This is a genomic window from Ruegeria sp. ABF4_144 (assembly GCF_056160045.1).
In genome coordinates this window covers 39,823-63,357 of sequence record NZ_JBSWWK010000004.1, presented here as the reverse complement: position 1 = coordinate 63,357, position 23,535 = coordinate 39,823, and the positions used below count along the sequence as shown (strand labels likewise).

Annotated in this window: 20 protein-coding genes and 2 pseudogenes; 16 read left to right on the top strand and 6 right to left on the bottom strand. The window is 51.2% G+C overall.

Annotated elements, in window-relative coordinates; translation table 11 throughout:
• Positions 1-106 precede the first annotated feature (106 nt).
• The gene (locus ACXAGD_RS22570) at positions 107-625 is read right to left on the bottom strand and encodes a GNAT family N-acetyltransferase (protein ID WP_475214308.1); all 519 of its coding nucleotides are present in this window, start codon (positions 623-625) and stop codon (positions 107-109) included.
• A gap of 46 nt (positions 626-671) precedes the next feature.
• Between ACXAGD_RS22570 and ACXAGD_RS22565 the strand changes: the two genes are divergently transcribed.
• A complete protein-coding gene (locus ACXAGD_RS22565) occupies positions 672-872 on the top strand; it encodes a hypothetical protein (RefSeq protein ID WP_475214306.1) in 201 nt (66 codons plus the stop codon).
• Between the two features lie 31 nt (positions 873-903).
• On the opposite strand, the gene ACXAGD_RS22560 is transcribed toward ACXAGD_RS22565, so the two are convergent.
• Both ACXAGD_RS22560 and ACXAGD_RS22555 read right to left on the bottom strand, forming a co-directional pair.
• Positions 904-1,743: an SDR family NAD(P)-dependent oxidoreductase gene (locus tag ACXAGD_RS22560; protein WP_475214304.1), complete on the bottom strand. Its 840-nt coding sequence runs from the start codon at positions 1,741-1,743 to the stop codon at positions 904-906.
• A gap of 69 nt (positions 1,744-1,812) precedes the next feature.
• A complete protein-coding gene (locus ACXAGD_RS22555; RefSeq protein WP_475214301.1) occupies positions 1,813-2,697 on the bottom strand; it encodes an SDR family oxidoreductase in 885 nt (294 codons plus the stop codon).
• Here ACXAGD_RS22555 and ACXAGD_RS22550 point away from each other — a divergent pair.
• From ACXAGD_RS22550 to ACXAGD_RS22520, 7 genes and pseudogenes are all read left to right on the top strand, one after another.
• Positions 2,623-3,717 carry a LysR family transcriptional regulator gene (locus ACXAGD_RS22550; protein WP_475214299.1) on the top strand — a complete coding sequence of 365 codons (1,095 nt, stop codon included), beginning with the start codon at positions 2,623-2,625 and terminating at the stop codon, positions 3,715-3,717. The genes ACXAGD_RS22555 and ACXAGD_RS22550 overlap by 75 nt on opposite strands.
• 268 nt (positions 3,718-3,985) lie before the next feature.
• On the top strand, positions 3,986-4,867 hold the full coding sequence (locus ACXAGD_RS22545) for a LysR substrate-binding domain-containing protein (RefSeq protein ID WP_475214297.1): 882 nt from the start codon (positions 3,986-3,988) through the stop codon (positions 4,865-4,867).
• Between the two features lie 109 nt (positions 4,868-4,976).
• Positions 4,977-5,354 (top strand): hypothetical protein, encoded by a 378-nt coding sequence (locus ACXAGD_RS22540; protein WP_475214295.1) that lies wholly within the window; start codon positions 4,977-4,979, stop codon positions 5,352-5,354.
• The gene (locus ACXAGD_RS22535) at positions 5,354-6,406 is read left to right on the top strand and encodes an alpha/beta fold hydrolase (RefSeq protein WP_475214293.1); all 1,053 of its coding nucleotides are present in this window, start codon (positions 5,354-5,356) and stop codon (positions 6,404-6,406) included. Before ACXAGD_RS22540 ends, ACXAGD_RS22535 begins: the two co-directional genes overlap by 1 nt.
• Positions 6,407-6,830: 424 nt before the next feature.
• The gene (locus tag ACXAGD_RS22530) at positions 6,831-7,481 is read left to right on the top strand and encodes an aspartate/glutamate racemase family protein (protein ID WP_475214291.1); all 651 of its coding nucleotides are present in this window, start codon (positions 6,831-6,833) and stop codon (positions 7,479-7,481) included.
• Between the two features lie 272 nt (positions 7,482-7,753).
• Positions 7,754-8,701: a DMT family transporter gene (locus tag ACXAGD_RS22525; protein WP_475214289.1), complete on the top strand. Its 948-nt coding sequence runs from the start codon at positions 7,754-7,756 to the stop codon at positions 8,699-8,701.
• Between the two features lie 127 nt (positions 8,702-8,828).
• Positions 8,829-9,017, top strand: a pseudogene (locus ACXAGD_RS22520) (DDE-type integrase/transposase/recombinase); the annotation flags it as partial.
• Between the two features lie 72 nt (positions 9,018-9,089).
• Here the strand turns inward: ACXAGD_RS22520 and ACXAGD_RS22515 are convergent.
• Positions 9,090-10,127, bottom strand: coding sequence for a helix-turn-helix domain-containing protein (locus ACXAGD_RS22515; RefSeq protein ID WP_475214287.1), 1,038 nt, complete (start codon positions 10,125-10,127; stop codon positions 9,090-9,092).
• 173 nt (positions 10,128-10,300) lie between these two features.
• On the opposite strand from ACXAGD_RS22515, the gene ACXAGD_RS22510 reads away from it, so the two are divergent.
• From ACXAGD_RS22510 to ACXAGD_RS22500, 3 genes are all read left to right on the top strand, one after another.
• The gene (locus tag ACXAGD_RS22510; protein ID WP_475214285.1) at positions 10,301-11,491 is read left to right on the top strand and encodes a sterol desaturase family protein; all 1,191 of its coding nucleotides are present in this window, start codon (positions 10,301-10,303) and stop codon (positions 11,489-11,491) included.
• Between the two features lie 1,019 nt (positions 11,492-12,510).
• Positions 12,511-13,005 carry a BapA prefix-like domain-containing protein gene (locus ACXAGD_RS22505; RefSeq protein WP_475214283.1) on the top strand — a complete coding sequence of 165 codons (495 nt, stop codon included), beginning with the start codon at positions 12,511-12,513 and terminating at the stop codon, positions 13,003-13,005.
• A gap of 134 nt (positions 13,006-13,139) precedes the next feature.
• Entirely contained in the window at positions 13,140-13,364 is a 225-nt protein-coding gene (locus ACXAGD_RS22500) for a hypothetical protein (RefSeq protein ID WP_475214281.1), read from the top strand.
• Positions 13,365-14,070: 706 nt separating this feature from the next.
• On the opposite strand, the pseudogene ACXAGD_RS22495 reads toward ACXAGD_RS22500, so the two are convergent.
• Positions 14,071-14,196, bottom strand: a pseudogene (locus tag ACXAGD_RS22495) (IS5/IS1182 family transposase); the annotation flags it as partial.
• Positions 14,197-14,710: 514 nt separating this feature from the next.
• Between ACXAGD_RS22495 and ACXAGD_RS22490 the strand changes: the two are divergent.
• A complete protein-coding gene (locus ACXAGD_RS22490; protein WP_475214279.1) occupies positions 14,711-15,115 on the top strand; it encodes a hypothetical protein in 405 nt (134 codons plus the stop codon).
• A 664-nt stretch (positions 15,116-15,779) separates the two neighbouring features.
• Here the strand turns inward: ACXAGD_RS22490 and ACXAGD_RS22485 are convergent.
• Positions 15,780-16,541 carry an HTH domain-containing protein gene (locus tag ACXAGD_RS22485; protein ID WP_475214277.1) on the bottom strand — a complete coding sequence of 254 codons (762 nt, stop codon included), beginning with the start codon at positions 16,539-16,541 and terminating at the stop codon, positions 15,780-15,782.
• Positions 16,542-17,266: 725 nt separating this feature from the next.
• Here ACXAGD_RS22485 and ACXAGD_RS22480 point away from each other — a divergent pair.
• The 4 genes from ACXAGD_RS22480 to ACXAGD_RS22465 all read left to right on the top strand — a co-directional run bounded on the left by ACXAGD_RS22480 (position 17,267) and on the right by ACXAGD_RS22465 (position 23,535).
• The gene (locus ACXAGD_RS22480) at positions 17,267-18,574 is read left to right on the top strand and encodes a TolC family protein (protein WP_475214275.1); all 1,308 of its coding nucleotides are present in this window, start codon (positions 17,267-17,269) and stop codon (positions 18,572-18,574) included.
• Positions 18,561-20,741, top strand: coding sequence for an ATP-binding cassette domain-containing protein (locus ACXAGD_RS22475; RefSeq protein ID WP_475214273.1), 2,181 nt, complete (start codon positions 18,561-18,563; stop codon positions 20,739-20,741). Before ACXAGD_RS22480 ends, ACXAGD_RS22475 begins: the two co-directional genes overlap by 14 nt.
• Positions 20,731-21,900: a beta-barrel domain-containing protein gene (locus tag ACXAGD_RS22470; protein ID WP_475214271.1), complete on the top strand. Its 1,170-nt coding sequence runs from the start codon at positions 20,731-20,733 to the stop codon at positions 21,898-21,900. The genes ACXAGD_RS22475 and ACXAGD_RS22470 overlap by 11 nt, the downstream gene beginning before the upstream one ends.
• An 822-nt stretch (positions 21,901-22,722) precedes the next feature.
• On the top strand, positions 22,723-23,535 hold the full coding sequence (locus ACXAGD_RS22465; RefSeq protein WP_475214269.1) for a helix-turn-helix domain-containing protein: 813 nt from the start codon (positions 22,723-22,725) through the stop codon (positions 23,533-23,535).

Sequence of the window (23,535 nt, the reverse complement as noted above, 5' to 3'; positions counted from 1 at the left end):
TTTGCAGCTAAGGTCAGGAGCGAGCCCATTTTCAAAGATGCTGCGCGACGGGAGAAAATCCGCTTTGCACGACATGGACACGGGTAAGGTCGCGAACCTTGCGCAGCTAGGCGAGCGAACGCTCCATGAAGTAGACCTTGTCTTGCCACTTTTCCGGGAAGTTTTCTGGTTGCGGCATGGGAACAAAGCCAGCCTCCTCATACATCGCCCGGGCATGTGTCAGAAACGTAGCTGAAGAGAAGAAGACGTGACTGTACCCATCTGCTGCCATCTGCTCGAACATTTCGTTCAGCAGTCTGCGGCCAAGTCCGAGGCCGCGTCCTGCCTGACTTACAAACATTCGATTGAACTCGGCGATGCCGGGACGGGCTTCACTGTACATGACGCACCCCATCGGTTTGCCATCCGCCGATACAACGATAATTCCGCCCAATGGTCGCTCGTGCAGAACGGGTAGTTCCTTCAAAATGACCTCGAAGCTTTTTGGGTCCATTGGGTGATCGTCACCCCTAGGCCAATCGGAAGGGTAGTTTTCCCAGTGCCACTTCAACCATTCTCGGCAGAGCATACGTGCCGCCTCAAAATCGTCTTCGCAGCTTGCAAGCCGGACAATTACTTTAGTCATTCTGAAGCCCCGAACTAAATATAGAAAGCGTGCTGAAAGGGGGTGCATGAGTCAATCGGCCGCGAACCAAAAGCCGCCATTGGCGCAAATGCAGGGAATTGGCGCTTTGTCCGCTGACTTTGAGTTCGACTGGTCGGCGATTGCGCAGCTGCCGCGAATGGCCGCTAAGTGGGTGCGCCCGCAGCATCTCGGCTGGCTGTTGGATGTCAGCAATGGGCCGCTCGAGTCTTTGTTGATCGCAAAGTGAATTTTTGCCCTTGGAGTGTCGACTAATGCCGTCAGTCCTCGCTATTCATGTAAGAGTCAAAAGCGTCCTTGTAGTTCGGATGCCAGCGGCTAAGCGCGGGGCGATTTTCGATCACGTCCGCCAAGTTCCATGCGATGCGCTTTTCGTCGATATCCCGCGTCACGTCGTTGTCCGGGCACAGGATGTAAAAGTCACCCCGGTTCACACTGTCAATGAAAAAATCAACAGTTTGCTCAGCGGTCCAGGCAGAGGCGGGTTTTTCCGGTGCAGAGATCATGCCGGTGTAGACAAAGCCGGGAACCAGCAAATGGGCGGTGATTTTGTGTCCCGGACCGGTTCTCAACTCGTGTGACAACGCCTCGGTAAAGGCCTTCAAAGCTGCTTTTGAAACATTGTAGGCCGGGTTTCCGGGCGGGGCGGTAATACCCTGTTTTGAGCCGGTGTTTATGATTGCGCCCGGCCTGTCTCTGGCGATCATATTTGGGGCAAAGACCTGCGTGCCGTGGATCGGCCCCCACAGATTGACGCCCAGCATTTTCTCCCATGGTTCCGCGGTGTCCAATGTGGATGACTTGCCGCCCACACCGGCATTGTTCATCAAGATATTCGTGCGGCCAAAACGGTCTGCTACCTGCTTTTCAAGCGTTTCCACTTTTGCGCGATCACTGACGTCGACCTCGGCGGTCATCACATCAGCGGCACCGGCGGCCCTGATCATGTCTGCGGCGGTGGACAGCTTCGCTGCATCCCGATCAACGACAACCACTCGCATGCCCATCTGAGCGAATTTTAATGCGGCGGCGAGACCGATGCCGGACGCCCCACCTGTGATGACTGCAACAGAGTCGGAATGGAATGCGGGATGGGTCATTCGGTGCACCTTTTCTATTGAGAAATTCAGGCGGCAAGCCCGGACGTTTACCCGGGCCTGCCGCGCGTGTCAGGCTGCGTCAGCGACGGTGGTGTTTAACGTCATCATGCCGTCCATCCCATAGGCAGTAAAGAGCGCCTTGGTGGCCGCCTCCGCCTGCTCGTTCATCGGAATAACAGGCTCGGCCATACCGCTTTTGTCCACTTCGTTGCGGAATTTGCGTTCACCTGCAGGCGTATGGATGACCTCCAGTACCGCGTCCGCCACAATTTGCGGCACCTGCAAGGGATTGTTAGCGAGGGAGTCTCCCATGCCTTGAAGCATGGCCTCAGGTGCACCAGCGAACTCGCCATAGCTTGCGTCACGGTCGCGCGACGCCGGAGCAATAAGGTTGGCGAAGAAATTCGTCGGGAAACCACCCGGCTCGATCACGGCCACATCGACACCGAACTGGCTCAACTCCCAGCGATAATTCTCGCTTAGGGCCTCAACCGCCCATTTTGCTGCATTATACGGCCCAAGGAAGGGAACGGTGATACGGCCAAGAAGGCTGGTGACATTCAAGATCAGCCCGGATCGCCGCTCTCTCATCTTAGGCAGAACTGCGCGCGTCATGCGTTGAACCCCAAAGACGTTGACGTCGAAGATGCGTTGAAAGTCTTCCCCAGAGAAGTTTTCCTGCAGGCCATGTGCACCGGCGCCCGCATTGTTGACCAGAACGTCGACATGGCCAAAGGCAACCTCAGCCGCGGCAACACCTGCTTCGACCGACGTGTGGTCGGTTACGTCGATATCGACCACTTCGACGCCGATCTCACGCAACGCCTGTGCTGCATCTTGGTTGCGTCCTTCCGGATCGCGGACTGTTCCGGCGACGCGATGCCCGGCCTTGATCAAATCAGCCACGATCAGATTACCAAACCCGCTGCTGGCCCCTGTGACGAGAATTTTCATTTGCTTTCTCCTGCATGTGATCCCGGTCTGGGACCATCTGATGAGCCGAAGTTAAGTATTGCCAATGAAAAGCAACAGACGTATCAATATGAACAAATGGTTGCGAATATTAGAACGGTTGGCATGCCCGCCCTTATCAGCTTTCATACCGTCGCGCGTCTGGGGGGTATCAGTGTTGCAGCCGACCATCTGAACATGGCGAAATCCGGGGTCAGCCGACACATCTCGCGGCTCGAAGAGCATTTTGGTGTCAAACTGGTCGAACGCAGTGGCAGGTCAGTCAAGCTGACCCCTACAGGCATCCGGCTGCATCAGCGCATTCAATCCATTCTGGCCGACATTGATCTTCTCGATGACATTGCGCGCGAAGAAACCGGGGATGTTTCGGGACAGGTCAATATCGCTGCTACCGCTGAATTCGGGTCGCTCATCGCCTCGACGCTGCTTCCGTCGGTGAGAGAGAGATTTCCCGATCTCACTTTGGTCATGCGTTCGGCTTATGATTTTGAAGATATGCAAGACCCAAGTACGGATCTGGCCTTTCGTATAGGCACGTTTGACGACGACCGGTTGGTTGCAAAAGAACTTGGCAGTTTCAATTGCTGGCTGGTTGCTGCGCCGGAGCTCGCGGCACGTTCCCCGGCAAACACGCCAAGCGACCTTAGCGACAAACCCTGCCTGACATTCCGCAGTGATGTTGCAGAGACCACCTGGACATTTTTCTCGCCGAAGGGTGTTTCTCCGGTACAGGTCAGCGGACCCTTCGCAACCCGGAGCTTCCCGGTGTTGTTCGACCTGGCTGTGGCCGGACAAGGCTATGCTTTTCTGCCAGAGTTTATGCTGGCGGACGCGCTGATCGATGGTCGGCTGATCAGATGTCTTCCTGACCACGTTTCGCGGCCATATTCGGTTTTTTTGACCTATCGCCCGGGAACGCGGCGCATCGCGCGCGTCGACGCGGTCGCATCGCTGGCTGAGAAACTGATCCCCACACTTCTTCAGGATTTCGAAACGGGATAGGGCACAACCTGATTGCTCAAAGAGTTACTGCCGACAGCGGCTTGAGTGACGGGTTGTCTCGTAGATTTTCCATTCAGCTTTTCCTGAATCGCGCGCATACAACGAAGGTCCGGATTTACTGGCTGCAGTGCAGCGGTGTTATGCATAGGCCAATGACAGATAAGGGCCGTAGGCGAGGGCAGCTAAGAACCGCATGGGCTTGCGGACTTGTCCATAACGCGCTGTACTGCTTGAAGGTACTCTCCCCGAGAAATGTGAGGCCAACTGTTTGCGCTCAAGCCCGAACCTTCCTCCGCTTCTGTCGCTTCGCGCTTTTTTAGCTGTTGCGAGACTCTTAAGTTTTCGAAAGGCCGCGGATGAATTGCTGATATCGCAAAGCACGGTCAGCCATCACATTCGGCAGCTCGAAACGATGCTCGGAACGCCGCTTTTCGCACGGCATGCCCGCAGCATCTCGTTAACTCCTGAGGGGGAACGTTATCTCGTAGAAATCAACGCCGCATTCCGGACAATCACGGATGCGACCGCAGAGCTTCGGGCCGAAGCTGGGCGGGAGACGCTTCGCGTCACGGCGCTGCCGTCCTTCTGCTCAATGTGGCTCATGTCGCGTCTTGCCTCTTTTTCGGATGTGCATCCAGGGATTGACATTGAACTGGACCCGACACTCGAGATTGTCAGCTTTGCTCGCGACGAGGCTGATCTGGGCGTGAGGTTCGGAACCGGCCCGTGGAAGGGTGTGGATGCCCGGCTGTTGCATGTCGAAAAGATTGCCCCCGTTGCACATTCCGAGCGAACCCTTCCGCTCACAGGCCTGTCTGACGATCAACTTCTCATGAGCCGCAAGGAGCAGGAATGGCAGTCTTGGGCAGAGTCGCACGGAATTGATATAGCGGGCGTGAAACGGATGCCGCTCAACGACTATAATGTGGTGATCCAGGCCGCGATCGATGGCGGAGGTGTGGCAATCGGTCGTCAGTTACTCGTTGAAACGCTCGTGCGTGAAGGTCGGCTCACTTGGCTCGCGGAACCTGAGATAGTAGACGAAGACCTCGGCTATTGGCTGGTAAGCGCTGAAGGTCGGCCTTTCACCCGAGCAATGTCGCTATTCGCTGACTGGCTCACCGAGGCTCTCGTGGAAACCGGATTTTGAGCCTTATCATCAAGCGATCTATTTAGCCGATCAGATATGCGACTCCTTCGAATTGGTAAGAATCCAAGCGCCAAATTACGTTCCTCCTTGTAACCGAAAGGAGCACGCCATGACTAAAGCGCGACGTGATAACCGCCCAACGCACGGCCAGAAGGGCCTGTTTTCAGATCCCGCCGATCGCGGGCCTGCGGCAGACAAGTTTAACGCGCCTGTCGAACTCAGCCTGTTTCCAGGCATTGTCGTTGCGGGTTTCCACGCCTTGACAACTCGCAAGACCCGACGGGCACTGGAGGGTCTCGAACGCGTTCGTTTGCGCGACATTGGCTTGGAACCGAGCGATATTGATCGCGCTGTCCAAGACACCGCTGACCAGGCTTCCGAAGAATTTGCGCGCCGGTTCCACGGGCGCTGGCGGTCCACCAATCAAGGGGCCGGAAACTTCAACACAGAGGTCGAATACCGTGTGTGCGAGGGAAAGAGGCAGTGATGAGCATACGCAAGCCGTCCGCATATAAGAGCCAAGTCACACGCCGCACAATGCTGCAGTTGACCGTGGCAGGCGCGTTCAGCGCAGGCCTTCGACCATCCCCGAGCTTTGGAGAACCCAACATGACCCACCCGAAACCTGCCGTACCGGCCGATGCTACCTTTGATGGCACCTGGCCTTTTCCCGCTCGCTACACCGACGCGCCGGGTTACGCCGCCCACTATATTGATGTCGGCGAGGGGCCCGAGACTCTGCTTCTGCTGCATGGCGAGCCCACCTGGAGCTATCTTTTCCGGCACCAAATCGCCACGTGGTCGCGCCATCATCGGGTCGTGGCGATTGACCATATGGGCTTTGGCAAAAGCGCCACGCCAGGCGACCGGACCTACTGGCTGCAGGACCATATCGACAATTTGGAGGCGGTCGCTCTTGCCCTCGACCTGCGCGACGTAACCCTTGTGATGCATGACTTTGGCGGGCCGGCGGGTATGGGGTTCGCAATCCGCCATCCGGACCGGATAAAGCGGATTGTCTCTGTCAACGGGCCAACGCCGTTCGGTCAGGCTGACCTCGTTGACCGGTTGGTTGCAAATGCTGGCGAGGCCCCCTGGTTTCAGTGGATCCTGAAAGCGCAAGATGACGGCACTCTGGAACCGCTTCTGGGCCAGCTTGACTACACGATCCTGTCCACACTGAAGCTGAACGGTTTCGAAGACGCCTCAATCGTCACGGACGCTTGGCTCAAAGCCTATCGGGCGCCATTCCCAACCCCGGCAGAAGCTGCCGGTGCTATTGGATGGGCTAAGGGGTTTGCGACCGGGGCGCATAAGTTCGAAGAACCGGACGCGGCGGCCCGAAAGGCGATCAGTGCGAAACCAGCACTCGCGATCTGGGGGGAAGAAGACCGCACGCTGCATGCAAAGCACTTTCTTCCACTGTTCGAGGCCGTGTTTCCGAATGGCAAAATTCAGCGCCTGCCGGGTGCTGGCCACTACAGCCCTGAAGACGCCCCGCGTGAAGTGACGGATCACGTGCTGTCATTCATCGGCTAAACGAGATCTGCGGTTACTCCGCTTCGACTGAGTAGCCGCGGACTACGACTATTGAACGACGGGGCGGGTTTCCGTGAAAACAGCGAAAACCCTCTGACGATCCAAGGCACTGAATACTCCTGTTGGCCTTGAGCTGAATTAGTTATTGGGCGCAAGACAAGGAAAAGCAGCATCGCCCCGCTGAGCAGTTATAGAAAAAATGCTGCGCTCTCCTCGAATGACTGCTCTTGGGAAGCCAGCCAGTGATTTCCGGAAGATGGCGAATGTCGGCTTTGGGCCGCGAGTGACTGCGTAGTAATCGCCGTGGGCGTGAAATGCTGCTCCGCCTTTGTCACCTAGTTTCCGTTTATATCTCGACAATAGATGCTGACATTCGAGCTTTTTGCGGACAAGGTCCACTCTCCACTAATTCATGAGATAACCAATGCGTATTGCCTTTCTTCATACCGCTGACGTTCACGTTGCGACCTTCGATCAGATTTTTGACAGCCTCGATAGCAATGTTCAACTCGACCATCATGTTGATGCAACGCTGCTTGATAGAGCGCGACAGGAAGGCATCGAAGGAGTTCGTGTGGAGGTAGAAACATTGCTCAAAGACCTGAGCGCAGCCGATGCCGTGCTTTGCACCTGCTCCACTTTAGGACCATTGGCGGATGATGCAGCAAAATCATCAAAAAACATCATCCGAATTGACCGACCATTGATGCAGCAGGCATGCGCGGATGGTGAAAAAATCTTGGTAGCTCTGTGCTTAGACAGCACACGCGAAGCGACGCTGGATTTGCTCAATGATTGCGCGAAAAAAGCGGGTCAAAATGTAACCCCTGTCGTCGTGATCTGCCGTGATGCGTGGGCATTTTTTGAAGCTGGAGATATGGAAGCTTACGCGACTTCGATAGCTGAATCTATTAAGTCGAAAATACAGGAGGAGCCGGACGTAAAAAGCATTGTTTTGGCACAGGCATCGATGCGTGTGGCGGAGAGCACGCTTAAGGAAACAGGGATTCCGGTCCGCAGCTCACCCTTCATTGCCGCACAGCGATGTCTAGAGGTGGCTCAGCCAGCGCGCTAACAGCAACCGTTCCAGAAATGACACCCTACGGCAGTGATGTCTCGCATCTTACCTGTTCAAGCTGCTGAGCAGCGAGAGTCCGTTACTCTTTATTGTTCTTGGATAGTTATAGATTTTGGCCGCTTTTGCGCGTTCGGGCCATTTAAGCCTTCAGAGGAGACATTCGCCGCGAGCGCTATATCCAATTCAACCCGAACTCGTGGATTGCGGAGCTTTTGCCTGTGGTCGTATTGAGAACAGACACGCATTTGGCGACATCTGTAAATGAAACGATGACCTCTGCTGAACCCATACCTCAATCTCCGGATCGCACCCTTGTCGGCGTTGCGCTGATGCTGGGGTTTTGCCTAACCGCTCCTTTGCTGGACGTGTCCGCGAAACTCGCGTCGACCAGTGTGCCGGTTGGGCAAATTACGGCTGCTCGGTTTGTGGTGCAATGCGCGCTGATGGCGCCTTTCATCTGGATAATGGGACTGTCCTTGCGCGTGGCGAAAGATCAGTTGATGGTGCTGGTTTTCCGCTCATTGCTGCTGGTATTCGCAACATTTTGCTTCATTGCCGCGATCCGGGTGATGCCCCTTGCCGATGCGCTGGCAATCGTGTTCGTGGCCCCGTTCATCGTCTTGTTGGTCGGCAAGTTCTATTTTGGTGAAGATGTCGGCCCGCGTCGCGTCGGCGCGGCGCTTGTGGGGTTTGTCGGGGTGTTGTTCGTCATTCAGCCCAGTTTCGCAGCCTTCGGCGCGGTTGCCATTATTCCGCTTGGTACGGCAGTTGCCTTTGCTTTCTACATTCTTTTGACCCGGGGGTTGTCGCGTCTGGTGCACCCTGTGACCCTGCAATTCCACACCGGTCTGATCGCCAGCCTGTTTTGCATTCCAGCTCTAATTGTTGCGCAAGGTTCCGGCTCTGATTTGTTTGATCCCGTTTGGCCGACGGACATCGCTTTGTTGTGGCTTTTGGGCGCTGGCTTTTTCGCGACGGTGAGCCACATGATGATGACCTATGCGCTGTCTTTTGCGCCTTCGGTCACGCTGGCACCGCTGCAGTATTTTGAGCTGCCGGTCGCGACCTTGTTCGGCTATCTTGTCTTCAATGACTTCCCGAACACACTTAGCCTGCTTGGCATTGCCATCATCATCGGTGCGGGGCTGTATATGATACATCGCGAAAGGGTGGCGACCAGACAGTTGGTCGCCGTGCGTGCCGTACCTCCAATCTAAGGCTACACGCCCGGCCCAAAGCGGTCGATGCGGATTTGAACCCACACATGTGTCATACGCGGCGCTTGATAAATCGATGATCCTGTTCGATCAGGTTATTCAGATACCAGGACCTGACTGTTTGGACTTTGGCTGCCCGATCCCAATTGAGATGGTAAGGCGGAAGTGCTTGAACAATATCGTGGATCAGGACCATCGTTTCATCAAGAGACGCTCGCGGCCAATGCTGGGGTTCAAGGCCTTTGCTTCGGCGGCGGCAACGCTCGACGGAATCGAAGTGTCGCACATGATCCGCAATGAACAACTCACGCCTTGACTCTGCCCATTTCAGCAGTTCGCTGAGCTCGCCACCTGACTCACATGCGATTTCTGAAGCAACTCAACGGGCTCAAGTCTTTGCACCAAAACCTCGTTTAGATGCATGCTTCTTTCGAAAGTCAGTCGGGGTCATGCCCGTTCTCTCCCGAAACGCCCGGTTAAATGGACCGAGCGATGCGAAGCCCACATCAAAGGCGATACTCAACACGGTGCTTAACTCCATTTCCGGTGCACTCAATAATTTCTGAGCTTCTTCTATACGAAAGTTATTCACGTAGCTGGGAAAGTTTCGGTAACCCATGCCTTGATTTATTGCGGCCCTGATACGGTGTTCGGGCACGTCAAGATGTGCGGCCATCTGCGTGACTGTCAGACCTTCTTCACGCCAAAGCCCTTCGGACATTGCCTTCTCGATCCTTCTGATTAGCGCGGTTTCAGCAGGATTGAGCGCAGCGTCATCTCTTTGCCCGGGTGGCCGGATGATCCAGACGTCCGATCGCAAGCGCACCGACCACATCAGGAATGCGCCAGCCGACAGGAAAATAAGCGCGGCTTGTGACACGTGGGCCCAGTACGGAAGGGTGCTGTCCAGGTGCGTGACCTCAAGAATTGTTATGATGATGCCAAGGCCGAGAATCCAAGCCAGGAACCAGCGCCTGAATTGGCGGCGGGTCGCTACCAGATCGTCCGCATCACCTTTGATGACAACAACAAGGACGTGCAAAAAGAGCACAAGCGCACAGGCGCCGCGAATGATGTCCGTTGGAAAGTTCAAATGGGCCAGCCACGCCGCACCAACAAGGATGACCGCCACAAGTATTTGCCAGAGCCTGATCCGCACGTTGTCCTGAAACAGTTCGATGGCCGCCCAATACACCAATACAGGGATGGTCGACGCCACGATGACAAGTGCTGACTGCGCCGCTGAGGGCAGTTCGATACTTGGGGATGAAACGATAAGGTAGGGACCCAGACACAGGCATAGCGATGCAACCGAAGCGCTTTTCCGTGTTTGCGCGCCGTTTGTCAAAAAAACAAATGCACACAGGACGAGCGTACCGAAGGCGCTTCCCCTGAGGAAGAGATCAAGGATTGAAAGGTCTTGCATTGTGGTCACAAGCAAATTCCTGTTTCCAGCGCAGGTCAACGACGCACACCTGCCGATTGTGAAAAATCCTTGCCGATCTTGAAGAATCCGCGCCGAGTTTCGAAATCGGTGCGCTAACGCCCACCGCGGCCACGAGTCTTTCGTCCATGTCCAATTTGATGACGGAGCGAAACATGACCCCTCTTTTAGATATATTGTCCATCTATGTTGATATCTTTGGCGCGGATCTGCTGCGATATGTTGTGGGCGCGGGCGGCACGTATCTCGTGATCTGCGTTTTTCTGTCCCGCTGCCTGCGCGATCAGAAGATCAGGACCACGGAACCTCCCTCAGGCCAGATCAGGCGAGAGATATTGGCCAGCCTGCGCACCGTTTTGATTTTTGCCGCTGCGGGAACGTCGATAGCATTTGGGGCCAATGCCGGTCTGCTGACCATATACCAAGACGTTTCGGCCTATGGATGGGGCTATCTCCTGCTTAGCACGGCCCTACTGATCGTCCTGCATGATGCGTGGTTCTACTGGACCCATCGCGTGATTCATTATCCTCCGCTCTTTCGGCGGTTTCACCGGCTGCACCACAGGTCGCATCAGCCGACGCCGTTCACGTCCTACAGCTTCGATGTGGGTGAGGCGGTGGTAAATGCCGTCTATTTGCCTTTGGTCCTGATCTTGTTGCCAGCTCATCCCGCGGCGCTTTTCATTTTTGTGACTCACATGATGTTGCGCAATGCCTTGGGCCATTGTGGGGTCGAGGTCTTTCCTGCAACTGCAACAGGCCGTCCCGTATTTGGCTGGATGACAACAGTTACTCATCATGATCTGCACCACGCTTGTGCAGGTTATAATCTTGGCCTCTACTTCTCATGGTGGGACCGCCTCATGAAGACCGAGCATCCGCGATACTTGGACGCATTTGCCAAGACCGCCCCCCGTGTTTCAAAAAGTCGTCTCAAATCCGGGGCTCTGGTCTTTGTCCTATTCGGTGCTTGTTTGGCAGACCGGGGCAACGCCTTTGAGCTTGCCGGTAGTTACGCATCGCCAGGACTTGGCGTTATCGTCAGGTTCGAAACCTGTGCGGCAGACGAAGCCACCAAATGCGGTCGCCTCGTGTGGATGTGGGATCAGGAGGAGGCTCCTCATGCACGAATTGGCGATGTGATCCTAACGAACCTCACTATAAACAAAGGCGTGTGGGAAGGTGCGCTTCGCGACCCCGCGACTGGGCGGACGTTTCGGGGATCTATCCGGAAAACGGATCGAAACAGTCTGACACTCAAGGGCTGTGCTGGGGTCTTCTGCGCAAGCCAGACATGGCATTCGACAGGCTATCTGAAGCAGGTTCTTGGCCGTAACAGCAATTGATCGCAACCCAAAGCAGTCGGGTCAATTGTCCCGCCTGTGTTTGACGGCAACTTCCGGGACAATGCGATCTAGTGCCTTCGGGGGTCCGAAAGTTGCCAACAGTGAATTGAAGGCTACAGGTTTCACCTAATCTGGGATGGCCCTCGCCAGAATTGGCAGCGGAAACTTCAACGGCGTAAAGGTCGATGATTTGATAATGTCGCTGACCTTCAGCCAGGGGCGAGCAGAATGAACGTGACTCGGCCGCAATCGCCGCTAACAGTTGGGCTTCCGCGATGACAACGAGTGTTTCCATTCATTCGTACCAAACGTCGAGTTGAGTTATGGTTCGTGTCACCTTTCAACGTTATGCAACCCATAATGTTCTTCAATAGGCTGGATGCGACACCAACTTCGATCTTCGGTTCGAGCAAAGGCTCCGCAGGTCGCGCATTATTTGTGTTTCTACCACCTGCTTTCAACAGTGGTCCGCGATATCCTCGCGAGCGGTTAAGTGGGTGCAAACAAGAAACGGCGTTCAGTGATCTTCGGCGGAAGATCTTGGGGCAAGACAGGCTTGCTAAAAACACAACTGGTGTGTACTTTTTCTGGTTTCCATGTCCCACCTGAAGAATTGCCTCACCAGCGGATTTTTTTGCAGTGGATATTTAATCGAATAGTGCATTCAGATCGCGTGTTCTTGTCATCCAACCAAGACTTCGCATCAGAACCGTAGACGTCCCCGCTGGACTCGATGTGCCAGCGCGGGTTTGCCCGTAGACGTTTCATTCCTTTTTCACAGATTTGATCGGGCAAAACAGAAAGCTTTTCCAAAGCAAGTTTTGGCAACCAATCCATCTCGCCGAGTGGAACGGGTCTCCAGAAACTCTGTGCTTGCATGGGTACGGATTGGGAGGGGCTGTGATGGGATCAAGCTGACTCGATCACAGGAGGGAATGGGAAAGGCCGAAACTTTTTGAGGCAATGGGTCGTTTCCTGTTTTTGAAGAACTCTTTTGGTGACCGGGCAGGTAGATTGAGATGGTTGTGAAAGTTGTGGATCGCGCATCTGGGGCAGAGCTGTCCGTGGTTCAGGCCGGAGGTGTCGTCGAGCTGTCCGGGCCGTCTGATGTCCATTTGGGGCTCAATGTCGGCTCGGTTGAGAGCCTTGTGCGCATTGGTGAAGATCTTGTTGTGACCTCCAGCGGTGGTGGCACCACTGTGCTTGAGGGGTTCTTCGGGGGTGTTGGCACCGGCCAGGGCAGCCGGATCTTTGTGGATGGCTCCAATGAGGTGACAGGGACAGAGCGCCGGGGCGACGACGTGATCGTGCGCCTAGAGCATGGCGCAATGCTGGTGATCGAGAACTACTACAACCAGGACACCAATACAGGCGAGGCTCCGGCGGCAGATGAAGCTGTTCTTCTACCGGATGGCAGTGAAGAGGTTCCACCCTGGTTGCAGAGATGGTCGGAGAAAATCGGACCAGAGTTTAAGGTGGGTCCCGTGACGAAAGAGACGATCCAGAATGGCTAAGAGAATGAACCACTCGCCTGAATTCAAAGCCAAGGCCGCGCTTGAAGCTATCCGTAAGGAAATGACCTTGGCAGAGCTGTCGAAGAAGTAAGGCTTGCATCCCAACATGATCAGCGCCTGGAAGCGTGCAGAGATTGCCAACATCACCCAGTGCCTTTGAACGTGGCAAATCCGATGAGACGCGCGCGTCAGAGGCCCAGATCAAGAAACTTCATTCCAAGATCGGTCAATTGATGGTGGAGCCCGGCTCCACGATTGAGATTGACCTTAATCGGGACGGGACGATCGATTTGATCGCGATGGCAAGTGAGGGCGGAGAATTCAGAGCTGTTGCCGACATGTCTCTCGGCGATGGTTAGCAATACGTTCCTGATCATCGATCATGATGGCCCAGGCGGTCAAAATCACCCTGGAGAGTGTAGCGTACTTCGATGACCTGCTGGATACTCTGATGGAAAACGGTCACCTTGTCGCCATGTGAAGTGAGGGGCGGGTTTTGAGTGTGTGAAGGATCCGCAAAAAATCGATTTTAGCGTGCACGGACTAAGCTCAGGACTTCGATAACAAGGTTATCGAAGTCAATATTTTACGCAGTCAAATAGATTGGCCAAGCCGGTTCGCTCGGATCGGGTTCGCCTGCCTCTGCTTTCTAGCCGCCTTCGGCTGAGGTTCTTTGGGTACATGCTTTCGGTTCGTGGTCGGAGCGGCGGCTGCCAACATGATGCTGGTTCGATGTAATTCGGATGTGCCCATCTCATTGGTTTGCTTGACTTTTGTCAGTGACAGTCCTGACCACGGCATCATCGAAACCACGTCACTGCGGGACCCCGACTGCTTGCGATCAAGCAGGCAATGGGTGACCGGTCATCCGGTCAGGCAAGGTTCGCCGCGGCATTCGGCTGGAAGGCCGTGTATCGATCCAAATCGGGTGAAGAATGGCAGCGATGGCGCGCGATGGCGACCATCGCGATATTCCGACCGCGACGCTGCGCAAGCTGGGCTTCCCACATTCTCAGCCATGTCGATCGGCAACGGTTCATCATGAAGGTTACTGCTTGGTGCAATGCGATTGACGAAGACAATTCCGCTCGGCACGCGCTTACCGTCAACACGGGGCTTGCCATTGGTCTTCGGAAAGTAAGGCGCAAGCCGTGCCATCTGCGCGAGACTCAACCAGATTAGACCAGACATCTTCACCGTTCGTCTATCGACCCGTGAACCACGCAACCAATCGAAAATCAATAGGTCCTGAGCCCAGGTCTCACGAGCAACGTTGGAATCATGTTCGGCTGGTTTCATTTTCCCAAAGCCCATTCCTTTTTTCGAGCTGACTATGGGAACGTTTTACGCATGTCGGGAGCCGCGGGCTCCGCTTATTCCTACACTTGTGATTGATTTGTTGTTTTTGACCCGGTGCCAGACATGAAGTTGCGCCTCCCTCATCTCGCTGAACGGAATGGGGTTGATGAAGAACTCGACTTAAGCAGGTACAAGTTTTCTCGAGCTTTACTAAGGATCGTTCAATGCCTTCGTCTTCCACTTGGCATCGATCGATTTATTGGCTGCGTCGACCCGTCGCTGCAAGTTCAAAGATCAGTCTGCTTCAAGCTTGGTGGAGGCTAAAAAACGTCTATAGGGTGCACCGCTGATTTCCATTGAAGCTTTGTGGAATCAATAAGTTAAGAAAGTTTGGGACAATCTGAGAATGCAAGATGATGTGTTTGAATGGTTTGCGCGCATCACAATTATTGGGATCGTCTTAGTCTTGGCGTGGATGCTGATAAAAGTCATGGGAGTGGTCGGTCTTTTTTACTTTCTGATCTGTTTTCTTCTTATCGCACTTGCATTCATTTGCTTTGAGCATTTCTTTGCAGTTGAGCAGGGTTGGTTACTCACTTCAGCCGCATTTGGCATTTTGTTCGCGCTTTGGGGTGTCACCAAAAGACACTATCAAGACCCGCCACTTCTGAGCTTTGGTTCTGGGCACTATTATGATTTTGAGCGCGAGTTAATTTGGCCTCAGTATTGGATTTTTTCAGACTACTTTGGGTGGGCACTATCTATTGTAGCGATGATCAGTCTCTTAATAGCTTTTGTGCCCAGGCGGTAATAGTCGAGTGGTAGCTCGACCCGCAACGCTCCTGAGATGCGCAGGTCAACAAACACGAATCCTGTGTTGGGATGTCAGGAGGCGATAGCGACGCTCGCCGTGTCCAGTGAGTACTGCGACTAAGAGCTTTGGAAGCATTGAGAACCACGCCTCACTCTTGTCATTGGCCGAGGCTATGGGTGCTGCGCGGGTTCCGAAATTTTCGGCAATTCATGTTAATGTTGCGTTCCCGTTTTTTGGTTTCTGATCCAACCAATAGAGTTGGAACTAAGCAGAGTGACCATATTGACTCTGTTCGACGCCAGCTTTCTCAACGTAAAGCGAAGAAGAGAAGGTAGGGCTGCTCATAATGAACAAATTGGAGGCGGCGCAGAGTAAGAAATCAGAAAGTTAGAGCGATGAACCGGTCAAATCAGAATTGAACAAGGTAAGATCAAGGTGTGCGAATGCGGCTAGTCATCCATACAGGTTAGTAGCTTGTTCCCAAAGCCGATTCCTGCCGCTGAACTAAGTAGTTAAACCGCCGTGTGCAGGTCACGATCCGGATACATCGCTTACTTCCAAGCCGCTGATTGCCTTGTCGTTTTGAACCCGGCCTCCAAATCTCGATGAGCTCGCATCAGGCGAGTATGAAGTATCATATGATCGGCGCGGCTGCGTAGACCTAATTCTTTAAGCCTCCAAATTTTTTAGGTATGGAACCACTAAAATGCCCATCTGGATACTGCTCAACTAATTTCAGTAGCTCCGCAGCATACTGCTTCAGCAATGCTTTAGATTTAGATGTAGATCGCTTTAGAGACACTTCTATTGCCCCTTCGAACCCTTGTTTGTGTCCGACAGGAAAGGAAAAGCTGTCCAAATCTATGGACCACACGATTCCGTTTTCCGCGAAATTCGTGAGGCAAGTTAAGTGTTCACCTGACATTATGAGGGCTGTTTCGTCTGCCGTTGCTTCTAACTGAAACGCTTCCAGATGCCTTCTGAGTTGTTTTTCGGGCAGGGGAATTTGAGCTGCTATTGCCATCACGTCGAACACCATCGAGAGCGTGTATGAATTTCTCATGTCCGCTCTGTTAGACTCAATAACAGAAAATTTCCCTGTATCCGTGAACATCCCCATCTTCGCAAAGAATACTCCGGTGGAGTCTATGTATTGCATCAAGGGAGAATATTTTTGTGCAAACTCAATCTTTGCCGGCGCAACGGAGATCAGTTCGCTAAGCTGAAAATTTATCTCAAAAGCATGATCACCTAGCCTCATTCTGACCCATTGAGAAGATCGCAGTACGTTCAGTGCGCGCCAGATTGCTGCTCTGGAGATCGGCAATTCTTCACATAGTTCAGAAAGTGTTATGGGGCCCTTTTCCGCTACCAACTCAGCCACTCGCAATACGCGAAAAGTAGGAGAAGTTAGATCTGCCATTCCATTTCCAGTTACACTTATCATCAGACGGTATCGGGCTTTGAAATATGTGTATTTTGCATTCATGAGTATTTCGCAATTTGTGCTCTCGTGAAGTTTTCAAGCTTCTTCGATGAGGTCAAAAGGCTACAGACGAGTGCCTTGCGGCATGAAATGTTCGTTGTTTTGATCTGGCCTTTTTTCGATGAAAGGAAACTGTTGCGATCGCACAACGAAGATTAACTCGAACTAGTCAACAGATCGGCTGAAAATCATTTAAAATATGTTAGAAAAAAGGCAGAGTGGGCTTCAGATTTCTTTTTTCGGACGCAATTAAGCATATAGCGAACTGTGAGCCCGAATGTCCGCTGAATTGCATAAAAAGAGAAGCTTAAAAGCGTCCATGATGGCTTTGATTAGCGCCTGCTTGATGGTTGTGGCGGCAAGTAGCGAAATTGCGAACGAGCCTTATCCCGCCAACATATAGTGCAAATAATATAAATCGGCTGAGTACTACTAAAGGCCGTTGATACAGGCACACGATGAAATGCTGCGGATGACAGAATATCTAACTGAAAAGACAGTGGTTTTTCTTCGACCGGTGTCTCGAATAAGTTCGGCTTGCTCTCGGCAATCAAATGGAATTGTCCCTATCACCTGGACCGGGGACTTTGGGCACTGTTCCCATTTGAAGTCGACCGGGATGACGTTGTTTTTTCGTTACGCCAAAGCGTTGTAGGTTTCCAATGAGACTGTGGAGCTATTCAATCCTTCTAGTAGTATTAGCGGCGTGTTCCGAAATTGAATCGGAGAGTATTACCAAGAATAATGCAGATAGGATAGCATTTCCGCATCATTCTGATGATAAGATAGTCAATCTGGGTGTCGCAATTGACCCGAGGACAACCTTAGCTGAAATTGCAGATGGGGCATTTCGATTCAATGGAAGTGTTTCTTCAGGGCCTTCGCGTATACAGGCGGCAATCGGGCGACGCGAAGCCCTTGGGCTTCCGGAATTCTTGGAATTGAGTCCTCGAGGTTCAGTTTCATCGTCTGGCTCTGGAGTGTTGGGACTAGCTGCAAGTGTTCCAGTCGTCGATTTTGGTCGTATCAAGTCTCGCCGTTTGGAAGCGGAAATGGAACTTCTGCTCGCTTCAGCGGAATTTTGGACTGAGAACAACGAAGTCGTCTCTGACTCGCTTGGGCACGTGATAGAGATATCCTCGACACGGGCAAAGAGACTGTACTCCAAAGAAACCACTCAATTGCTCTCAGAGTTCCTTGAAAAAGCGGAATCGCAGGTGAAAGCTGGCGCTGCTGACAAGTCTGAGCTGTTGTTGCTGGACTTATTTCGTTCTGAGGTGGAAACACAAATTGCTGAAGATGAAGCTCAAATTGAAGCGAGCCTTATCCAATTGAATGCGCTGATAAATTCAGAGTATGCGCTCGGCCAGATACCGTTAATCGAAGCTTTGAATGCATCTGTCTATACTATACCCAGGTTTCAAGCCCAATCTGATATTTCGCCTGATGTGTTTGCCGCGGAAATCAGTGTTCAAATAGCCGAAAGCCAATTGGACTTATTGGAGTCTTTCCAGTTTCCAAGTGTTGTTCTGCAAGGGCTTCTGCTTTCCAGCGGTTCGCCCGGTTTAACGCTGGCACTAGACGCAGACAGTTTCCTTGGTTTGTCGGGACCTCAGCGCAAAGATGCAGCGAAGTCTGAAGTTGCTGCTCGCAAGGCTTTGTTGGCTCGAACGAAGCGTGAATACCGAACGGAGCTTTTTGAACTTGGGGCCGAACAGCAACGAATATCCAAGTTGATCCTTCGCCAACGGAAGTTGGAGTTAAAAGCACTGTCGCAAATTGAGACATTTGAAAAGCAGTTGTTGGCCGGATCCAGATCAAACTCGGATTTTGTATCGGTTGCAAGAACATACTTGGATTCTCAACGGGACAGAGCGGACTTCGAGGCACAGAACCTGTTTCTTGCTGTCCGTCAGGGGGAGCTTACTGGGCGATTAATTACATGGGGACTGAAGTTTGCAGACGGATAAGTTTGACAATCTCGCAGGTAGCTTGGATGAAAAAATTTCGGAGTTGGCCAAACTAAAAGGCATCGCTTTGAGCGTTGAGGACTTGGCCTACCTTCGTCGTTCAACACCAGAAGATGACTTTTATCGACGCCTCGAAGAACGGTTTTCATTAAAGTTAACCTTGCACAGCCTGGGGCACCGTTCGAAAGTGCCTACGCCATGTTTGTTGCAACTTAAATCTGGCGGGTTCGTTGTACTCTTAGCGTATTCAAGGAAGTACTTGGAGCTCTTGGATTTTACAGCACCGACTGGAAGCAGCTTTGTACGCGTCAATTCCAAATTTCTAAAAAAGCATGTTTTCCCCACAGCCTTGGAAATTGACAAGTCGCTTTCGCAAATAGCGAGTGAGAGGTTTGGGCGTCGGAACCAAAGACATTGGTTTTGGAATAGGGTTTACAAGGAAAAGCCCGGATTTCTGAAGGTCCTTTTGGCCACTTTTTTTGCCAATTTGTTGGCCACAGTTAGCTCTCTTTACACACTGCAAGTATACGATAGGGTTTTACCTAGCCAATCATTGGAAACAATGTGGGTTTTGCTTGTTGCCACCCTCGGATGCATCCTTTTTGAGGCTATCTTTAGGGTGATAAGATCAACTCTGGTTGACCAGGCCGGGCGCGAAGTTGAAAAGAATGCTTCGCAGGATTTGTTAGAACGCACTCTGGAAATTCGTATGGGCAAAGGCGCTCCACCAGCTGGGTTCATAGCACAGGCACTGACGGACTTTTCTGCAATACGTGAATTTTTCACTGAGATTGCCGCTGGAGCGGTGATGGATATTCCTTTTTCAGTTATTTTTCTGGTTTTGATTTTCCTTATTGCCGGTCCCGTTGTTTATGTCCCGGTGCTGGGAATACTATTGATTTGTTTGCCTCCTTTAATATTTCGAGCAAGATTAGTGCGCCAAACACAAGATTCTTCGAGTGTAAGGTCGACGACGGGCCGTTGCGTTACGGAAGTATCGTATGGGCTTGAAGCAATAAAGTCAGCAAACGCTGCACCTTTCTTCTCGCGTCAATGGAGGGAAATCCTAGAACTCTCGGGGGACGAGACTTCTCAACAACGCAGATTTACCGGGCTTTTGGGGCAGTGGTCCGCGACTGCTCAACAAATCGCGTTTACGGGCACAATATCAACGTGTGTTTTGTTAGTACTGCAAAACGAAGTTAGTGTTGGGGCTATTATTGCAACGTCGATTCTGACATCTCGTGCTTTGAATCCCGCGGTGCGCTTGAGTGCGATTTTAGTGCGTTATCATCAAGCTAAGCTGGCTCTTGAGAACCTTGACGGTATTGTTTCTGCCCAATCTGAAAACAGTGTGAACAGCGGTAAGCTGCGTCGATCAGTGTTTCGTGGTTCGTTTGAAGTTCAGGCGGCGAAGGTTCAGTACGTTGAAGAAGGGCGAAGTGCTGTTCAAATTTCCAGATTAGAAATTAAGGAAGGCGAGAGGCTCGCACTTATCGGCAAAAACGGTTCTGGCAAATCTACTCTACTCAAACTGCTATCAGGCTTAATTCTGAGTGACGAAGGTTCCGTGTTTTTGGATGGGATTGATCTCAAGCAAATAGATATAACGGACATTAGAAAAAACGTCGGCTTGCTGTCGGCTGAAGTTCGACTGTTTAAGGGAACATTACGTGACAACATAGCGTTCGGTGATCCTGCGTACACTGACGACAATATTCTGGAAGCAGCTAAGTTGTCGGGTCTGGAGGACTTCCTAAGGATCCATCCTGAAGGTTTGGAGTTTGAAATTGCAGACGGTGGTGTTGGCCTTTCTACCGGTCAACGGCAGAGCGTAGGATTGGCCCGACTGATTGTCACGAATCCGCGCATAGTTTTGTTGGACGAACCGACTGCAAATTTTGATTCAAAACTAGAGAATGAAGTCGTTCAAAATATTCATAGCTGGATAGCAAATCGTACTTTGGTCGTGGCAACGCATAGAGCGGCAATCCTAAGAATTGTCGACCGTATTGTGGTTTTAAACGAAGGAAGAGTCGTCGCCGATGATGCTGCAGAAATAATTATGGCGCCTAAAAGTAAAAAAGGCGTGAAAGAAGTAAACAAAAAGGCAGGGACTGGTTCTCAAGCCCAATCTGTACAAATGGAGGTGACCTATGGCTCTTGATCTAAGAAAACGCCCAAGTCGGTCCTTCGCTCCATCAAATCTTCTGATCCTACTGGTTGTCTTGTTTAGCTCTCTGTTTGCCTGGGTCTACACATCAAAGATGGATCAAGTCGTTGTAGCTCCAGGGGTGCTTGTCCCGGACTCAGAGACATATCTGATTCAGCATCTCGACGGTGGTATAATACGAGATATTCTTGTGAGCGAAGGGGGGCAGGTGACCGAAGGAGAAATCCTATTTAAGCTGGATGACACTGAAGTCAGTTCAACCGTAGAGGAATTGAAGCAACAGGTCGCATCGCTAACAATTAGAATTGCTCGGCTTGAAGCTGAATTGAACAATAGCCTGGAAATCAAAATACCTCGTTATAATGTTGAAAACTGGGATCAACTTCTAGTCGCAGAACAGACTTTGCTGGACGAGCGGGTTAGCTTCATTTCCTCTCAGGTTTCGACAATAGAAGAGCAGTTAGAAATTCATCAAGCTGAGCTGGAAATTCTCGAACCATTGGTCGAAATTGAAGCCACCCCTGAGTTGCAACTTCTCAATGTGAAATCGACTATTGCAAAAATTCTGCACGAAAAGTCCAAGGTGATTGAAGAACGAGAGCAGCAGATCGCCGAGCAACTTTCTGAATCGGTGCTTGAGTTGGCGACGGTTGAACAAGTGTTGAAACGTGCAGAGAAGCGGCTTGAGAGAACGACTATCCGCGCACCAACAAATGGCTTCATCAATCAGATCATGGTCGACACGGTGGGGTCTGTAGTAGAACCTGGTGAGCCGCTGCTGGAGATTATTCCAAGCGGTGGGGGCGTCATCGTTGAAGCACGAGTTTCAACTCAAGATATAGCCTTTATCAAGGTTGGTATGCCCGCTCGTTTGAAATTGCTGTCTTATGAATTCTCCATTTATGGCACACTTGAAGCCAACGTCGTTGACATTAGCGCATCAACAATCCCTTCGGATCTGCCCGAAGAACCCCCAAGTTTTCAGGTTAAACTGGAGATTTCGACACAATCCCGCGATATTTGGGTAGGCAAAAACCTTGTTCTTCGCCCAGGCATGGATCTGACGGCCGAGCTCGAAGCCGATCAAATTACGGTCCTGAGTTATATTATTTCTCCAATTTACAACTCAGCAAGCGCACTTGAGAGGTTGTAATGCCCTTGTGACAGGAACACTGCTCGTAAGTTATGTGAAAACAATGAAAGCATACTTGCGCAGTTAAGAGGGGTGTGCCTGCCCAATGATCAGTAAGAAATTAAATAATACAAGCTGATAAACTTGAATCCTCCGTCTGCATGGCGAGGCTAATCACTAGAGATGCGATCGGAGCGCAAAAAAATAGCGCTTTTCAATGCACACCTTAAAGTAGAAAAATATTTAGAATGTTACTTGCTTTTTCGTTAATAATATCTTGGATAGCGTATTCTGGGGCAAGCTTGAGCTCTCGTATGAATTGACTTTTGAGGCGGCGGGTTACTATCTAGGCGGTTTCTCAAATGGGAGAGGGAACGAGGTTGCCAATTTTATTTCTGTCAAACTGAAGTGCGGTATTTGCAGAAAGTGTAACTTTAAGCGCCGAGCCGAAGATTTTTCTTCTATGCATTTAATTGTGACACCTTGTGGATGATGCGTTCATATTTTCGCTTATCTGTATGCTTCTGTTGAAAAATTTCTTAAAACATACTAATATATATTTTCCTTTACCGAGTCGATTTATTGCGACTCGAAGGCAAAACAGAGAGGCAGAAAATGACTGTAACTTTTGTCTGAAATTCTTATCCGGATAAACCCAAAAAAGGTTTTCACGGAGTCTTTCCGATAGGCGATCTTCGGGGTGACAAGGGCAAAGCAAAGGTTAATTGGTCACTAAGAGTCGTAAGAAACTACCAGCAGTTTATGAAGTTCGTCTAGCCCGACGTACCTTGGTTCACTTAAGTGTTTGCTGCAGTTTCCATAATGAGAAGCAAGGTTAACTTGATGGATAATGTATCAGCTCAAAATATGCGAACGAACCTTAGATTTCTTTTTAAGCTTTCTGGTTCAATCGCTGAGGCATCTCGGCAGTTGCAGATTAATCGACAACAGCTTAACAAATACTTAAACGGGAAATCTCTTCCTTCATTGAAGTCTTTGAAGGCAATTTGTGATCACTATAAAATAGATGAAGGTGATGTGTACCTTGACGAACGGGAGTTTAAGAGTCTCTTCGATTATCAGAGGGATGAGATAGCTTTACCCGCCAGTCTCCATGAGGCTATTCAGTCTGTCATGGTTGAGTCAAACAAAACCAACGACCGCATGTTGGCGATGTGCGGAAAATACTTCATTTACATTCGTGATCCGAGGGATAGTACCAAGGTGCTTAAGACACTAGTCAATATTGCAAATGTTGACAGTGTGTTTATTGCTAAATCAATTGAGTTTGAAAAAGTTTCGCACGTTGATCGTAACTCAAGTTACTTCCATACATTGGACAGTGTGGTTTCTCTCATTGGCGAGAGAATTTACTTTTTTAATGTGGATTGTGAAGGAATGCCGAATATGAATCTGGGCTTGATGGTCCTGTACCCATCCTATTTGACAAAGTATCAAGTCTATAATGGGTTTCTCCTAAGTGTATCTAATTATGGTCACCGGAAAATTTACTCGAGTCCTGTCGGAATGGAAAAAATTGGAAACGACAAAGTTACCGTAAAAGATGTGAGACAGTGTGGAACCTTTAGCCTAGATACGATGGTGGTCCCCGAAGAAATTGACTCACACTTACGAAAGAACTCGAGTTTTGTCTGA